We start from the raw sequence: 14,519 nt of genomic DNA on the forward strand, positions 1-14,519 counted from the left end.
CAGGACGTTGCGCTCCTGCTGCAGTCGCTCTTCGGACAAGTAGTGGCTGGCGGGGATCGAGCCCTGCTCGCCGAGGTCGAGTGTGCCGCGGGCGGCATGCTCGCGCAGGCGCGCGAACAGGGCCATGACGGCGGCGGGCGCTTTATTCACCCCCACTCCGTGCCTGCCCCATCATGCCACCGCGCGCGGACGCAGCTGCTCCGCCAGCCGGGTGGCGTTCTGCGCCGTCAGCCCATAGATGGACAGCTGCGGGTTGGCACCGATGCTGGTCGGGAACACCGAACCGTCGAATATGGAGAGGTTCTCCAGCTGGTGATGCCGACCGTCGCTGGCGACCACGCCCATTTTCGGATTTTCACTCATCGCGCAGCCGCCCATCAGGTGCGCGGTGAACAGCGCGACCTTGAACTTCGCGTAGTCGAGGGCTTCGATCTCGGCCCGCGAGGCCGACCAGCTGGTGTGGTAGGACGCATCCAGGTGCACCGCCTTGACCTTGCGCGCGCCGGCCGCGAACTGCACCTCGGCCATGCTCAGCAGGGCGCGCTTCACGCCATCCCACACGTACGGCGTCATGTCGTAGTCGAGTACCGGCAGGCCGTGCTCGTCGATGCGTACGGTTCCGCCGGGGCTGCCCTCCACGAAGCCGTCGCGCAGCAGCGCCACCATCGCGTTCATGTGCGGCAGCTGGGCGAGTTCTTCCTGCAGCGGCTTGCCGATCGTGCCGAACAGGCCGGAGCTGATGGACGGGAACAGCGGCGCCACTTCCAGCTTGTAGCCCATTGGGCCGGTGGCCCCGTCCTTCCACTGGAAATGGTCGGAGGCGATGGACTGCGGCGCGCCGTAGAAGGGTTCGACCCGGTCCGGCATGATCGCCAGCGTGAACGGCACCGGGTGGATGCAGGTGTGCAGGCCGACGCGGCCGTGCGGGTCCGGCGCCTGTGAGCGCAGCAAGAGCGCCGGCGTGTTGATCGCGCCGCCCGCCAGGATGTAATGCTTGGCCTTCACCTTGACCGTGACGCCAGTCGGTGCGCGCGCCGGTGCATCGAGTGCCACGCAGGACAAGCCCGTCACCGCCGCCTGGCCGGCATCGAACTCGAGTTTCTGCACGCGCAGGTGATGCACCAGCTCGGCGCCCTGCGCCAGCGCGGACGGGATGGTGGTCACCAGCATCGCCTGCTTGGCGTTGACCGGGCAGCCCATGCCGCAATAGCCGGAGTTCAGGCAGCCGTTGACGTTGCGCGGGATCACGTGCCATTCCCAGCCGAGCCTCTCGCAGCCGTTCTTCAGCACGTTGTTGTTGGCGTTGGGCGGCAGCGCCCAGGGCTTGATGTTGAGCCGTCGCCGCATCTTTTCGAACCACGGCGCCATGTCCTCCGGGCCATGGCCCTTGACCTCATGCGCCTCGGCCCAGTGCTTGAGCGTCTGCGGCGGCGTGGCGAAGCTCGAGGTCCAGTTGACCGTGGTGGTGCCGCCGACCGAGCGGCCCTGCAGCACCGCGATCGCGCCGTCGGAGGTCGCGCGGCCGCCGCCTTCCCAGTACAGCTCGGCAAAGGCGCGCGACTCGTCCATGTCCTTGAAGCTGGCCGCGGTCTTGAGCGCGCCCTCCTCCAGCAGCAGCACCTTGAGCCCGGCCTGGGTGAGAATCTCCGCCGCGGTCGCGCCGCCCGCGCCGCTGCCGACGATGGCGACATCGGCCTCCAGCGTGCGGCTGTCCTTGAAGCTGGACGCGTCGTGCACCTTCCAGCCGGAGGCAATGCCCTTGGTATAGATGTCGTCAATGGCCATGGCGTGCTCCGATCAGGCGTTCACGAGGCGGTAAACGGCGGCCAGCGGCCCGGGATACCCGGACAGCGGCCAGGTCGAGGGAATGGCGTAATAGGACGACGCCACCAGCTTGGTCAGCAGCCGGTAGCCGGCATTGAAGGCGCCGATCGAACTGCCGCGCCAGCGCTCGAGGAAGCGCGCGATGTCCGCCGCCTCCGCCTGGTCCCAGGGCGCACCGATGCCGGTGGTGGCCCAGCGCGTCACGCGCAGGTGCAAAAGGTCGAACAGCTTGAGCACCTCGGCCTGCATATAGGGCTCCAGCAGCACGCAGGCGCCATCGATGCGCTTGAGCGTCTCGACGACCAGTGGCTCCCGCCCGGCATCCGCCGGCAACGCATTGCTCAGCACCACCGGCGCCAGCGCGCGGAACATCGCCACATCGGCATCGCGCAGGAAGGCAAAGCCCTGCGCCACCGCCTGCTCGCGCTTGCCGCAGCCGGCCAGCCCCGCCACCAGGCTGGTCGTGCCCAGCGCCACGCTGCCCGCGATGCCGAGCTTCAGGAAGGAACGGCGCGACAGCTCCAGGGCGTCGGCCGTACCCTCACGATTGGAATGGGCTTGCATGGTCCTCTCCTCCGAAATCTGCGGTAATCCGAATGACTCTCAAGGGTCATTTGCGCTGGACTGACGTTAGCCCATGCCTGCGTGAGCGTCCAGACAGAGCGCAGTAGTCCATCATTCTGTTGCCCCCTCCCCCTTGATGGGCGAGGTACCAGGTGAGCGAAGCGAACAGGGTTGGGGTAGGGGTCAAGAAATCGTTGGGCCTACCTGACTGTACCTTTCACGGTACACTGCCTAATGCATGAGAATCGCAGATACCGCATACCTATAAGTAGCTTGTCCTGCGCCGACTGAAAGAGGTGCAACGTGACCCGCAACATGGTTAAACGCAATCGTCATATTGGCAGCCGCCTGGATGACCTGCTGGCCGAAGACAGGGCCCTGGAGGAAGTCACTGCGCGTGCCCTCAAGCGCGTGATCGCCTGGCAGATCCAACAGGCCATGAAAAAGAAAGGCCTTACGAAGGTGGCCATGGCCAAGCGCATGCACACCAGCCGCTCGGCACTGGACCAACTGCTGGACGAATCCGATACGGGCATGACAATCGATACGCTGTCCCGAGCCGCACAGGCTCTGGGATATCGAGTCAGGCTTGTGCTAAAAGCGGCTTAAGGCGGCCAGAACCACCGTCCGAGAATTCGGCAAAGAGACCAAAAATTCGTACGATGGCGTAATCAAGGGAATCTGAAAGACAGATATACCGTCCCAAACCAAGCGAAGGCACGGCCACAATAGCCAGCTGTCACCAATGAAATTCGAGCAGCGCTATCTCAAGAGGCCAGAAGGCGTCTAGGAAAATCGTGGCGATTCATACTGTGGACTATAGCTCCAAAGAATGGCCCTGAATCTCATATATGAGCGAGACGAGCGGCATCATCTTAGTTGAAGCAGCAGAGGTATTAACCTGTGATACTCGGCATGTTCGCAAGACACTCGACTCTTTGATTCCAAAGCATATGGGGGACAACAGAAACGGAGTGGTCATACTCATAAATGGCTACGACGACGACCCCCAAGAGCTATTTCTGATCCCAGAGGTTCGTAAGTGGTTTCATTCCCTTTTTGATAACGTTCCTGATCTGTTCTTTTGGATGAATATGGGTAGTGGTCGACTCATGTTTTACGCACTAATGATGGGTAAGCCCATACGTATCCATGGTGGCACAACGATAAGATCGGAAGACATGCGGAAGTTTCTAAAGTGGGGCTTCTATCAACTTAACATTTTCTGCAAGCGGCATGGGATTGATCCTGAGCCATCCAATCAGCACATCCTAGAGTGTCTCAAGGAGGCCTCGGCTTGAGCACGATCGTCGGGTGGATCATCTATGGCGTTGTCGTCCTTGCAGTCATGGCAATCCCTGCCTTTATGTCACACAGCAAGAACCAAGTGCTGAGGCGGATGGGTAACAACGCATTCTTTTTAATCGTGGCGCTTCTCGCAGCGACCCTACTCGCAATGAAAGTGACTGCCGAAATGGGCTTCAGTCTTGGCGGTAACGATGTCGAGGAACACGAACGCCCCGGTGTCGGCCCCTTCGAATACTAGGCAAGGCTCATCAAGAATTAGACAGACAACTCACAAGAAAGCCCTGAGACATTAGATATATAGCCGATGTCGCAGTGGTCACTCAGAGAGCGCACCCCCCGCTTGTACAGTGACAGTATTCACCTGACACCCGCCCCCGGCGGGTGATTTGTTTTACGCGGCCAGTTTCACTGCATCCTCCTTCGGTTCGGTGGGTTTGGGCAAGCCGGCGACGAAGACCTCGTAGGGCGTCCTGCCCTTCATGCCGCGGCCCTGATGCGGGCGCTTGGTGTTGTACTCGACCAGGTAGGCGTCCAGGTCTTTCTGCATCTCCTCCAGGCTCTCGTACCACTTGGTGCGGCCCAGGATACGGAAGTGCTCATCCAGCAGCGTGCGGTGCAGGCGCTCGATAAAGCCGTTGCTCTGCGGCCGCCTGACCTTGGTGGTGCGGTGCTCGATGTCCTCCAGCTGCAGAAACAGCTCATAGGGATGATGATCGGGCCGCCCGCAGTACTCGCGGCCGTTGTCCGACAGGATGGTCCGGATTCTGGCCCCGTGCTGCTCGAAGAAGGGCAGGACATCCTCGTTCAGGATATGCACCGCCGTGACCGGCAGCTTGCTGGTGTACAGCCGCCCAAAGGCATAGCGACTGTGGCAATCGATGACGGACTGCAGGTATACCTTGCCCACGCCCTTGAGGCTGCCGACGAAGAAGGTATCCACTGCCACCAGGTCGGCGGTGTGCTTGGTCACGATGTGCCGCTCCCGGAATTCAGGGCTGAAGCGCTCCAGCGCCCGGACCTGGTCGGCCGTCAGCTCGATCTGGCGGCCACGGGCGGACTTCTCCAGCTTCAAGAGCCGCTCGTGCTTGGTCAGCAGCCCATGGCGGTTCCACACCCCCCGTACGCCCATGGAGCTGACGTTGATGCCCTTGAGCATCAGCTCCTGAGCCACCCGCAGGCAGCCGTGGGTGGGGCATTGCAGGCTGTAATCCAGTACCGCCTGCTCAATCTCCTCGGTCACCCGGTTCGGGTGCGGGCCGCGGGCGCCGGGCAGCTTGTCCAGCAGGCCCTGCGCCCCGTAGGTCTGGTAGTTGCGGCGGATCTCGTAGAACTGCCGGCGGGAGTAGCCCATCACCTTGCAGGCGCGGCTCACATTCTGCAGGTCGTGGGCCAATTCTAGAAGGCTGAGCTTGCGGCGTGCTACTTTCTGATCGGTGGTCATACCGTTCTCCTAAAGGTTACAGGTCAGAGCTTCGAACACTCGTCTCTATAACCCGCCGGGGGACGGTGTGGCCATCTATCGACCACCACCTGTCAGGCGAATACCATCACTAAACACCCCGCTGTCCTACCGACACCCCACTCCAAAACTCAGCTGCCGCTGCCGGTTACGCACGTCGTCCAGATCCACCAGCCCGGGCACGGTGCCGATCGTGGTGAGGGTGTCGGTCTCGGCCGGCAGCAGCGGGATCGTGGCGCCGGCGCGCACGAATACCGGGATTTCCTCCAGTGGCGCGCTCACGGTAATGACCTGCCCGCCGGCGATGGCGCCGGGGCCGGCCACGCGGCGCAGCTCGCCGGTGGCCTCGTCGTATTGCACATGCCGCCAGAACTCGCACCACTGGCCCTTGGGCATGTACAGCTCGCGCGTGGTCGCGCCCTCCGCCACCACCGGCGCGACCAGTAAATCCGGCCCGAAGAAATACTGCCGTTCGGCCAGCGGGCCGAAGGCCTGTGGGTCGTCCGGCACCACCAGCGACAGGTGGCGCATGAGCGGCAGGCCGCTTTGCTGGTATTCCTGCGCCGCCGCCCAGACGTACGGGAACAGCTGCGTGCGCAGCTTGGTGTAGCGCCGCCAGTACGGGCGGATGGCCTCGTCCCAGATGTGCACGCGCTCGCCCTGGTTGGGGCGCTCGTAACCGTCCTCCTGCATGCGCATGATGCCGCTGAACGTGCCGAACTGGATCCAGCGGATCAGCGTGTCGGCGCTGGTGCGGTTCCGCGTGAACAGCGAGTGGAAGCCGCCGATGTCACTGCCCCAGTAGGCAATCCCGGACAGGCCCATGGACAGGCCCTGGTGGATGGCGGCGCCGAGGCCGTCGGCCAGCGAATCGTCCTCGGTCGGGTCGCCACCCCAGACGATGCGCGCATAGGGCGCGGTGCCGGTGTTGCCGCAGCGCACGAACTGCGCGAAGTCGCGACCCTTGAGCGGCCAGGTGAGTGCATGGCTGAGGCGGTGGTAATCGGTGCAGTACTGGTTGTGGTACTGCAGGCCGCGGCGCCCGTCGTGCATCACCGCGTCCGGCGGAACGTACTCGCCGAAGTCCTCCATCCAGCCGTCGTAGCCGTCCTCCAGCGCCTGCGTGATCAGGCCCTGCCACCAGACGCCGGCCTCGGGATGCGTGAAGTCAATCACCGCGCTGGACGAACTGGTGAAGGCCGCGTAGGGGATTGGATAGGTGTTGCCGAGCGCGGTCTTGATGAAATAGCCCTTGGCGTCGCCTTCCTCGTAGGCGCCCTCGGGATGCGTCTGGCAGACGAAGGAATTCACGTAGGTGGTCACGCGGTAGCCGTGCGCGTGGTAATAGTCGGTTTCCTCACGCAGCGCCTGGCGCCGCCCGAACTGCGCGGCGCAGGGCAGGTAATGCGCATAGGTCTGCGACACGGTCACGGGGATGTCCCAGGCGCGCCATTGCGTGATCAGCTCGCGGCGGAACTCGGTCGTACCCAGCGGCTGGTACCAGGGCCCGAAGAACCACTCCGCCGGCGGCGGCTGACGGCCGTTGTGCGCGACGAAGCGCGACAGCGCCTGTGCCGGCGTGTCGCCGGCGAACACCACGAAGCGGATGCGGCTGTCGCGGATCTCGACGTTCCATTCGGTTTCGCGCTGCAGGCGGAAGGCGCTGTAGGCGAAGCCGTCGAGCAAAAAGCCATAGCCCTTGCTCGACACGAACCAGGGCATGGGGAAGTTGGTGCCGGGGATCGGGTACGGGCCCTGCCAGGTTTCGCCCAGCAGCGGCTCGGTCAGCGGCCGCGCAAAGCCGGCCGAGAACGGCCCCTCCTCCGCCCAGTTCTCGACGAAGCGGCCGGTCTGATCCACCGCGTCGGAACGCTCGCCAAAGCCCAGGAAGCGCTCGTCGGCCGCCTTGCGGAAGGACCAGCCCAGCGCGGATACGCCGCGCATGTCGCTGAGCACGGCCTCGACCGCGAGCCGTCCGCTGTCCAGCGGCTGCAGGGTCAGCTCGAAGCTGCGGCCCAGTGGGTCGTCGGTCTCGACCCGATAGCGGCCTGGGCCAATCTCCGTCGCGCGCGTGGCGTGGAACCAGCGGATCGGCACGGTCGCGAAAGCGCCATAGCTCACCAGCGGGACCTGCGCCTCCGCGCGCAAGTCCACGGCGAAGCCGAGCGAGCCGTAGCGACCGGACAGGTCGGCGAAACCGTTGAGGTCAGAAATACTGGATAGATCAGAAAGGCGATTCAGGTCCGCGACATTGGGCAGCGCAGCAGGCTCGAGCGGCAGGCGGCTGCCGCCGGCCGAGACCAGGATGTCCTTGCCGTCCTGGCGGATGACCAGGGCGAAGGGATCCGGCTGCACCTCGTATGAGAGTGTGCTGCCGCCCGTCGAGGGGCCGCTGCCCGAGCCACCGCCGGTACTAGAACCACCGGAGCCACCGCAGCCGGCCAGCCACAGGGCGCCAATCAGACCCACCAGACGGAAATGTGCGATACCCATGCGGCCCCATCCTCAGTTGCGGCGCGCGCGGAAGAAGGCGCGGAGTTGTTCGCTGCATGCCTGCTCCAGCACGCCGCCTTCGCAGGCGACCGTGTGGTTCAGGCGTGGCACGCTCAATACGTCGTAAACGGAGGATACGGCGCCGGCCTTCGGATCCCAGGCGCCGAACACCAGGCGCGCGACGCGGGCGTGGATGATCGCGCCGGCGCACATCATGCAGGGTTCCAGCGTGACGTAGAGCGTGCTGCCGGTGAGGCGGTAGTTGCCGAGTTTTTGTCCCGCCGCGCGCAGGGCGAGCATTTCCGCATGTGCGCTGGGATCGTGCAGGCCAATGGGGCGGTTCCAGCCTTCGCCGATGACCTGGCTGTCTTGTACCAGCACCGCGCCGACCGGGACTTCGCCCTCGGCCTCGGCGCGCTGCGCCAGCGTCAGCGCGTGGCGCATCCAGTGCAGGTCGGCGTCAGAGGTCATGCATCCTCACCCCCACCCCAACCCTCCCCCATCCAGGGGGAGGGAGTAAGAGGTTCTACCCTCCCCCATCCAGGGGGATGGGTAAATGGTTCTGCCTTCCACCATAGAGGGTGAGGGGGAAAGAGCAAGCCTCAGCTGAGCGGGCATGTCAGGCGGCGCGCAGCAGCGTCCAGGCGCCGATCAGGATGAAGCCGAGGCCGGCGATGAGCTTGAGCAGGCGCTCGCTGACATGCTGCGAGACCCAGCCGCCGGCCAGCACGCCGATCGCCGAGGTAGCCACCAGCGCCAGCGCGGCGGCGGCGAACACCACCCCCTTGCTGACTTCCTTATCCGTGGCGAATAACAGCGTGGCGAGCTGGGTCTTGTCACCCAGCTCGGCGAGGAAGATCGTCACGAAGACGGTGAGGAAAATCTTGATGTCCATGTTCAGACCCTATCCCCTTTACGGGGTGGTTCAATTTGCTCCCTCCCCCTTGATGGGGAGGCTCCACGATTTGCTCCCTCCCCCTTTATGGGGGAGGGAGTAAGAGGTTCTGCCCGCCCCATCCAGGGGGATGGGGAGAGAAAATCAACGGGCCGGCGACCTCCACGCTGGTAGGGCCGCTACTCCCACTCGATCGTCGCGGGCGGCTTGCCGGAGATGTCGTAGACGACGCGCGAGATGCCATCCACCTCGTTGATGATGCGGCGCGAGACGTGGTCGAGGAAGTCGTACGGCAGGTGCGCCCAGCGTGCGGTCATGAAGTCGATGGTCTCGACCGCGCGCAGCGCGATCACGTGCTCGTAGCGGCGCCCGTCACCCATCACGCCCACGGACTTCACCGGCAGGTAGACGGCAAAGGCCTGGCTGACCTTGTCGTACAGCCCGTGCTTGCGCAGCTCTTCCATGTAAATGTGGTCGGCCAGCCGTAGCTTGTCGGCGTATTCCTTGCGCACCTCGCCGAGGATGCGCACGCCCAGGCCCGGGCCGGGGAAGGGATGCCGGTACACCATCTCCGGCGGCAGGCCGAGCGCCACGCCAATCCGGCGGACCTCGTCCTTGAACAGCTCGCGCAGCGGCTCGACCAGCTTGAGGTTCATCTTCTCCGGCAGGCCGCCGACGTTGTGGTGCGACTTGATCACGTGCGCCTTGCCGGTCTTGGAACCGGCCGACTCGATCACGTCCGGATAGATGGTGCCCTGCGCCAGCCAGTTGACCTCGGTCAGCTCGCGCGCCTGCTCGTCGAACACCTCGATGAAGCGCGCGCCGATGATCTTGCGCTTCTTCTCCGGGTCGGTGACGCCCTTGAGCGCGCTCATGAAGCGGTTCTCGGCGTTGACGCGGATCACGCGTACGCCCATGTGCCTGGCGAAGGTGTCCATCACCTGGTCGCCTTCATTCAGGCGGATCAGCCCGGTGTCCACGAATACGCAGGTCAGCTGCTCGCCGATGGCCTTGTACAGCAGCGCGCCGGTCACGGCCGAATCCACGCCGCCGGACAGGCCCAGCAGCACCTTGTCCGTGCCAACCTGCTTGCGCACGCGCTCGACCAGGTCCTCGATGATATTGCCCGGCTCCCAGGCCGCGCCGCAGCCGCAGATGTCATGCACGAAGCGTTCGAGGATGCGCTGGCCCTGGCGGGTGTGCGTGACCTCGGGGTGGAACTGCAGGCCGTAGAAGCGGCGTTTCTCGTCGGCCATGGCGCACAGCGGCGCGCCATCCGAGCTGCCGATCAGCTTGAAGCCCGGCGGCAGCTGCGTGACGCGATCGCCGTGGCTCATCCACACGTCGAGCAGGCCATGGCCTTCCTTATTGGTCGAATCCTGGATGCCCTTGAACAGCTTCGAATGGCCGCGCGCGCGCACCTGCGCATAGCCGAACTCACGGTGCGTGGACGACTCCACCTGCCCGCCCAGCTGCGCGGCCATGGTCTGCATGCCGTAGCAGATCCCGAGCACCGGCACGCCGAGCGTGAACACGACATCGGCCGCGCGCGGCGACTCGCCCACGGTGACCGATTCCGGCCCGCCGGACAGGATGATGCCCTTGGGCGCGAAGGCGCGGATGTGTGCCTCGTCCACGTCCCAGGCATAGATCTCGCAGTAAACCTTCGCCTCGCGCACGCGCCGCGCGATCAGCTGGGTGTACTGCGAGCCGAAATCCAGGATGAGGATCCGGTCGGTGTGAATGTCGGTCATGGAAGCCAGAAAGTCTGGAATGGACAGGATAACAGGACGAACAGGATTAACAGGCCGGAATTTGTACCATTGAAAGCAAGAAACGTCCTGTTGATCCTGTCAATCCTGTTTTCCCGTCGCGCTTTTTGATTCAGTCGTAATCCACCCGATAGTTGGGCGCTTCCTTGACGATGCTCACGTCGTGGACGTGGCTCTCGCGCACGCCGGCCGAGGTGATCTGCACGAAGTTGGGCTTGCTGCGCAGCTCGTCGATGGTCGGGCAGCCGGTGTAGCCCATGCAGGCGCGCAGGCCGCCGACCAGCTGGTGCACGATGGTCGCCAGCGGGCCCTTGTAGGGCACGCGGCCCTCGATGCCCTCCGGCACCAGCTTCTCGATTTCCTGGGTCGCGTCCTGGAAGTAGCGGTCCTTGGAACCCTCGCCCATCGCGCCGAGCGAGCCCATGCCGCGGTAGGACTTGTAAGAGCGCCCCTGGTACAGCTCGACGTCGCCCGGCGCTTCTTCGGTGCCGGCGAACAGCGAGCCGATCATCACCGCGCTGGCGCCGGCCGCAATCGCCTTGGCGATGTCGCCTGAATAGCGGATGCCGCCGTCGGCGATCACCGGGATTTTTTTCTTCGCCAGCGCCTGGGCGGCGTTGGCCACGGCGCTGATCTGCGGTACGCCGATGCCCGCGACGATACGCGTGGTGCAGATCGAGCCCGGGCCGATGCCGACCTTGACCGCGTCCGCGCCGGCCTCGGCCAGCGCCAGCGCGCCGTCGGCGGTGCCGACGTTGCCGCCGATCAGCTGCACCTCGGGATACCTCTTCTTGATCCACTTGACGCGCTCCAGCACGCCTTTGGAATGCCCATGCGCGGTGTCCACCACGATCACGTCCGCGCCGGCCTCGACCAGCGCCGCCACGCGCTCCTCGGTGTCGCCGCCGGTACCGACCGCGGCGCCCACGCGCAGGCGGCCATGCTCATCCTTGCAGGCCATCGGGAAGTCGGTGGACTTCTGGATGTCCTTGACCGTGATCATGCCCTTGAGCTGGAACTTGCTGTTGACCACCAGCACCTTTTCGATACGGTGCTTGTGCAGCAGCCCCTGCACCTCGTCGCGGCTGGCGCCCTCACGCACCGTGACCAGGCGCTCCTTGGGCGTCATGATGCTCGATACCGGATCGTCGTAGCGCGTTTCGAAGCGCAGGTCGCGGCTGGTGACGATGCCGACCAGCTGCTTGCCCTCCACCACCGGCACGCCGGAGATGTGGTTGGCGCGGGTCAGCGCGAGCACGTCGCGGATGGTGGTGTCCGGGGTCACGGTGATCGGGTCGGAAATGACGCCCGACTCGTATTTCTTGACTGTGCGCACGTGCGCCGCCTGCTTTTCCGGCGGCATGTTCTTGTGCACGATGCCGATGCCACCTTCCTGGGCCAGGGCGATGGCCAGGCGCGCCTCCGTGACGGTGTCCATGGCGGCGGACAGCAGCGGGATATTCAGCTGGATACTGCGAGTCAGTCGGGTCGTCAGATCGACCTGACGTGGCAGCACATCCGAATAGGCAGGGACCAGCAGGACATCGTCGAAAGTGAGGGCCTGTTCGGATACGCGCAGCATCTTTCGACCGTCCTTCGCGCCAATGAGGTAAATTCGCGCATTATATCGGATTGGCCCACCCCGCTTCACCCCGCCGCCATGGCCGAGAAACCCGCGCCGGAACGCATCCCGGAGAGAACCATTTACACGGTGTCCGGGCTCAATGCCCAGGTCAAGGACCTGCTGGAGATGAGCTTCCCGCCGCTGTGGGTGGAGGGCGAGGTGTCCAACTTCACCGCCCCGGCCTCCGGCCACTGGTACTTGAGCCTGAAGGACGAGCAGGCCCAGGTGCGCTGCGCCATGTTCCGCAACCGCAACCAGGCGGTGGCCTTCCGCCCGCAGAACGGCCTGCAGGTGCTGGTGCGGGCCCGCGTCAGCCTGTACGCCCCGCGCGGCGAGTTCCAGCTGATCCTCGAGCACATGGAGCCGGCCGGCGAGGGCGCGCTGCGCCGGGCCTTCGAGCAGCTCAAGCAGAAGCTGCAGGCGGAAGGCCTGTTCGATCCCGTGCGCAAGAAGCCGCTGCCGGCGCTGCCGCAGCGGATCGGGGTCATCACCTCGCCCAGCGGCGCGGCGATCCGCGACATCCTCAACGTACTGCGCCGCCGCTATCCCCTGGGCGAGGTCGTCATCTACCCCGTGCCGGTGCAGGGGGTCGAGGCGGCGCCGGCGATCGTCCGTGCGCTGCGCACGGCGGCCGAGCGCAGCGAGTGCGACGTGCTGATCCTGGCGCGCGGCGGCGGTTCGCTGGAGGATCTGTGGGCCTTCAACGAGGAGGCCGTGGCGCGCGCCATCGCCGACTGTCCGCTGCCCGTGGTCAGCGGTGTGGGCCACGAGATCGACTTCACCATCGCGGATTTCGTCGCCGACCTGCGCGCGCCCACGCCTTCGGCCGCCGCCGAACTGGTCAGTCCGGATGCCGGGGAATGGCGGCTGCGCGTCACGCGCCTGGAGCGCCAGCTGCTGCAGGCCCAGCAGCGCCGGCTGGTACAGCTCGGCCAGCAGCGCGAGTACCTGCTGCGCCGGCTGGCGCAGCTGCATCCCGGCCGGCGGCTGGAACAGCTCATGCAGCGGCTGGACGAATTCGAGCTGCGCCTGGTGCGTGCGGCGCGCGTGACCTTGCAGCAGCAGCAGGCCCGGCTGGGGCTGCTGCGCAGCCAGCTGCAGGCCCGCAACCCGCAGCTGCGCATCCTGGCCCTGCGGCAAGTGCAGCAGCAGCTCGAAAGCCGCCTGCGGCAGGCCGTGACCCGCCTGCTGGAGAGAAAGCAGCATGCGCTCGCACTGCTCGGCGGCGCGCTCGACCGCCTGAGCCCGCTCAAGACCCTGGAACGCGGCTATGCCATCGCCAGTCTGAGCGATGGCCGCGTGCTGACCGACGCCGCCCGCGTGCAACGCGGCGACCGGCTGGCCGTGACGCTGCGCCACGGCGCGCTGGACTGCGAAGTCACCGCCACCCGCCCGGAGAAACCGTGAGAATTCTTGGTATCGCCTTGCTGAGCTTGCTGTCTTCAATCGCTCAGGCCATGCAACTCCCGGAACACCGCCCGGTGCCGGGCGGCATCGCCGTCGTCGAAATCGCGCGCGATACCACGCAAGCGCCGCAGGCCTGGTTCGAGGGCCGGCGCGTGATCACCGTCCGCGACGGTCAGCGCTGGCTGGCGGTGGTCGGCCTGCCGCTCAGCCAGAAGCCGGGCCCAGCGAGCCTGAAGCTGCGCATCGGCGAGGATGACGAGAAGCTGAAGTTCGAGGTGCTGGACAAGCGCTACCCCGAACAGCGCATCACCGTCACCAACCCGCGGCACGTGAACCCGAACAAGCAGGACCTGGAGCGCATCGCGCGCGACAGCCAGCGCATCAGCGCCGCCAAGCGTCATTACAGCGCGGCGCAGCCCGCCAGCCTGCGCCTCAAGCCGCCGCTGTATGGCGAGCGCAGCTCGGCCTTCGGCCTGCGACGCTTCTTCAACGGCGAGGCGCGCAACCCGCACAGCGGCCTCGACATCGCCGCACCGACCGGCACGCCGATCCGGGCGCCGGCCGACGGCGTGGTAATCGAGGCCGGGGATTTCTTCTTCAACGGCAACACGATCTTCATCGACCACGGCCAGGGGTTGATCACGATGTACTGTCACCTGAACCGCATCAGCGCCCGGAAAGGTCAGCGCGTGAAGACTGGCGAGGTGATCGGCGAGGTCGGCATGACCGGCCGCGTCACCGGCCCGCATCTGCATTGGGGCGTGATCCTCAACGGCAACCTGGTGGATCCGGAACTGCTGCTGACCGAAATCCCATTCAAGTAAGTTGCGCCATGCGTACCCTGCCCTGACTGCGGCCCACACAGTCCGCGCCGACCTTACCGGCCCGCCCGCTCGGCTACTCGGCAAGGACCTGCCATGGGCTTTTGAGGACCGTGCGCGCACAGGGATGTGCGCGCTCGAGCGCCATGGATGGAGCCTTTCGCGTGTCCGAAAAAGCCCTTGGCAGGGTCGAAGCCAGAAAAAGCCGAACGCAGCCTTTCAACGCTTCAGGATCGACCCCAGTACGCCGCGCAGAATCTGGCGCCCGACCTGACGGCCGATTTCGCTGCCGACGCTGCGCGCCACGCTCTTGGCCATCGCCTCGCCCACGCTCTGGCGGTTGCTGGGCCGC

General features: G+C 65.4%; 13 protein-coding genes. 5 read left to right on the forward strand and 8 right to left on the reverse strand.

Annotation, left to right across the window (positions count from 1 at the left end; genetic code table 11):
• Positions 1-171: 171 nt before the first annotated feature.
• Together VNJ47_05530 and VNJ47_05535 are read right to left on the reverse strand one after the other, a co-directional pair.
• On the reverse strand, positions 172-1,785 hold the full coding sequence (locus VNJ47_05530) for a GMC family oxidoreductase (protein HXG28295.1): 1,614 nt from the start codon (positions 1,783-1,785) through the stop codon (positions 172-174).
• A gap of 12 nt (positions 1,786-1,797) precedes the next feature.
• Positions 1,798-2,388, reverse strand: coding sequence for a hypothetical protein (locus VNJ47_05535; GenBank protein HXG28296.1), 591 nt, complete (start codon positions 2,386-2,388; stop codon positions 1,798-1,800).
• A gap of 303 nt (positions 2,389-2,691) precedes the next feature.
• On the opposite strand from VNJ47_05535, the gene VNJ47_05540 reads away from it, so the two are divergent.
• The 3 genes from VNJ47_05540 (at position 2,692) to VNJ47_05550 (ending at position 3,934) form a co-directional block, all read left to right on the forward strand.
• Positions 2,692-2,997, forward strand: a complete 306-nt coding sequence (locus VNJ47_05540) for an XRE family transcriptional regulator (GenBank protein HXG28297.1) — start codon at positions 2,692-2,694, stop codon at positions 2,995-2,997.
• Positions 2,998-3,239: 242 nt separating this feature from the next.
• Complete coding sequence (locus VNJ47_05545; protein ID HXG28298.1) at positions 3,240-3,689, forward strand: chlororespiratory reduction 6 domain-containing protein; 450 nt, start codon at positions 3,240-3,242, stop codon at positions 3,687-3,689.
• Positions 3,686-3,934: a hypothetical protein gene (locus VNJ47_05550; protein HXG28299.1), complete on the forward strand. Its 249-nt coding sequence runs from the start codon at positions 3,686-3,688 to the stop codon at positions 3,932-3,934. Before VNJ47_05545 ends, VNJ47_05550 begins: the two co-directional genes overlap by 4 nt.
• 153 nt (positions 3,935-4,087) lie before the next feature.
• On the opposite strand, the gene VNJ47_05555 is transcribed toward VNJ47_05550, so the two are convergent.
• The 6 genes from VNJ47_05555 to guaB all read right to left on the reverse strand — a co-directional run bounded on the left by VNJ47_05555 (position 4,088) and on the right by guaB (position 11,897).
• Positions 4,088-5,137 carry an IS481 family transposase gene (locus VNJ47_05555; protein ID HXG28300.1) on the reverse strand — a complete coding sequence of 350 codons (1,050 nt, stop codon included), beginning with the start codon at positions 5,135-5,137 and terminating at the stop codon, positions 4,088-4,090.
• A gap of 126 nt (positions 5,138-5,263) precedes the next feature.
• A complete protein-coding gene (locus VNJ47_05560) occupies positions 5,264-7,648 on the reverse strand; it encodes a TIM-barrel domain-containing protein (GenBank protein ID HXG28301.1) in 2,385 nt (794 codons plus the stop codon).
• 12 nt (positions 7,649-7,660) lie between these two features.
• Positions 7,661-8,119: a tRNA adenosine(34) deaminase TadA gene (gene tadA / locus VNJ47_05565; GenBank protein HXG28302.1), complete on the reverse strand. Its 459-nt coding sequence runs from the start codon at positions 8,117-8,119 to the stop codon at positions 7,661-7,663.
• Between the two features lie 148 nt (positions 8,120-8,267).
• On the reverse strand, positions 8,268-8,543 hold the full coding sequence (locus tag VNJ47_05570; GenBank protein HXG28303.1) for a TMEM165/GDT1 family protein: 276 nt from the start codon (positions 8,541-8,543) through the stop codon (positions 8,268-8,270).
• Positions 8,544-8,722: 179 nt separating this feature from the next.
• A complete protein-coding gene (gene guaA / locus VNJ47_05575; GenBank protein HXG28304.1) occupies positions 8,723-10,297 on the reverse strand; it encodes a glutamine-hydrolyzing GMP synthase in 1,575 nt (524 codons plus the stop codon).
• Positions 10,298-10,427: 130 nt separating this feature from the next.
• Positions 10,428-11,897, reverse strand: a complete 1,470-nt coding sequence (guaB, locus tag VNJ47_05580) for an IMP dehydrogenase (GenBank protein HXG28305.1) — start codon at positions 11,895-11,897, stop codon at positions 10,428-10,430.
• A gap of 78 nt (positions 11,898-11,975) precedes the next feature.
• Between guaB and xseA the strand changes: the two genes are divergently transcribed.
• Together xseA and VNJ47_05590 are read left to right on the forward strand one after the other, a co-directional pair.
• The gene (gene xseA / locus VNJ47_05585) at positions 11,976-13,346 is read left to right on the forward strand and encodes an exodeoxyribonuclease VII large subunit (GenBank protein ID HXG28306.1); all 1,371 of its coding nucleotides are present in this window, start codon (positions 11,976-11,978) and stop codon (positions 13,344-13,346) included.
• A gap of 50 nt (positions 13,347-13,396) precedes the next feature.
• Complete coding sequence (locus tag VNJ47_05590; GenBank protein ID HXG28307.1) at positions 13,397-14,170, forward strand: peptidoglycan DD-metalloendopeptidase family protein; 774 nt, start codon at positions 13,397-13,399, stop codon at positions 14,168-14,170.
• The last annotated feature ends 349 nt before the right edge of the window (positions 14,171-14,519 follow it).

This window comes from Nevskiales bacterium (assembly GCA_035574475.1).
GTDB lineage: Bacteria > Pseudomonadota > Gammaproteobacteria > Nevskiales > DATLYR01 > DATLYR01.

Excerpts from the sequence above, each read along its gene's own strand:
- VNJ47_05530 (HXG28295.1), bottom strand. The coding sequence starts at position 1,785 with ATGGCCATTGACGACATCTATACCAAGGGCATTGCCTCCGGCTGGAAG.
- VNJ47_05535 (HXG28296.1), bottom strand. The coding sequence starts at position 2,388 with ATGCAAGCCCATTCCAATCGTGAGGGTACGGCCGACGCCCTGGAGCTG.
- VNJ47_05545 (HXG28298.1), top strand. The coding sequence starts at position 3,240 with ATGAGCGAGACGAGCGGCATCATCTTAGTTGAAGCAGCAGAGGTATTA.
- VNJ47_05555 (HXG28300.1), bottom strand. The coding sequence starts at position 5,137 with ATGACCACCGATCAGAAAGTAGCACGCCGCAAGCTCAGCCTTCTAGAA.
- VNJ47_05560 (HXG28301.1), bottom strand. The coding sequence starts at position 7,648 with ATGGGTATCGCACATTTCCGTCTGGTGGGTCTGATTGGCGCCCTGTGG.
- tadA (HXG28302.1), bottom strand. The coding sequence starts at position 8,119 with ATGACCTCTGACGCCGACCTGCACTGGATGCGCCACGCGCTGACGCTG.
- VNJ47_05570 (HXG28303.1), bottom strand. The coding sequence starts at position 8,543 with ATGGACATCAAGATTTTCCTCACCGTCTTCGTGACGATCTTCCTCGCC.
- guaA (HXG28304.1), bottom strand. The coding sequence starts at position 10,297 with ATGACCGACATTCACACCGACCGGATCCTCATCCTGGATTTCGGCTCG.
- guaB (HXG28305.1), bottom strand. The coding sequence starts at position 11,897 with ATGCTGCGCGTATCCGAACAGGCCCTCACTTTCGACGATGTCCTGCTG.
- xseA (HXG28306.1), top strand. The coding sequence starts at position 11,976 with ATGGCCGAGAAACCCGCGCCGGAACGCATCCCGGAGAGAACCATTTAC.
- VNJ47_05590 (HXG28307.1), top strand. The coding sequence starts at position 13,397 with ATGCAACTCCCGGAACACCGCCCGGTGCCGGGCGGCATCGCCGTCGTC.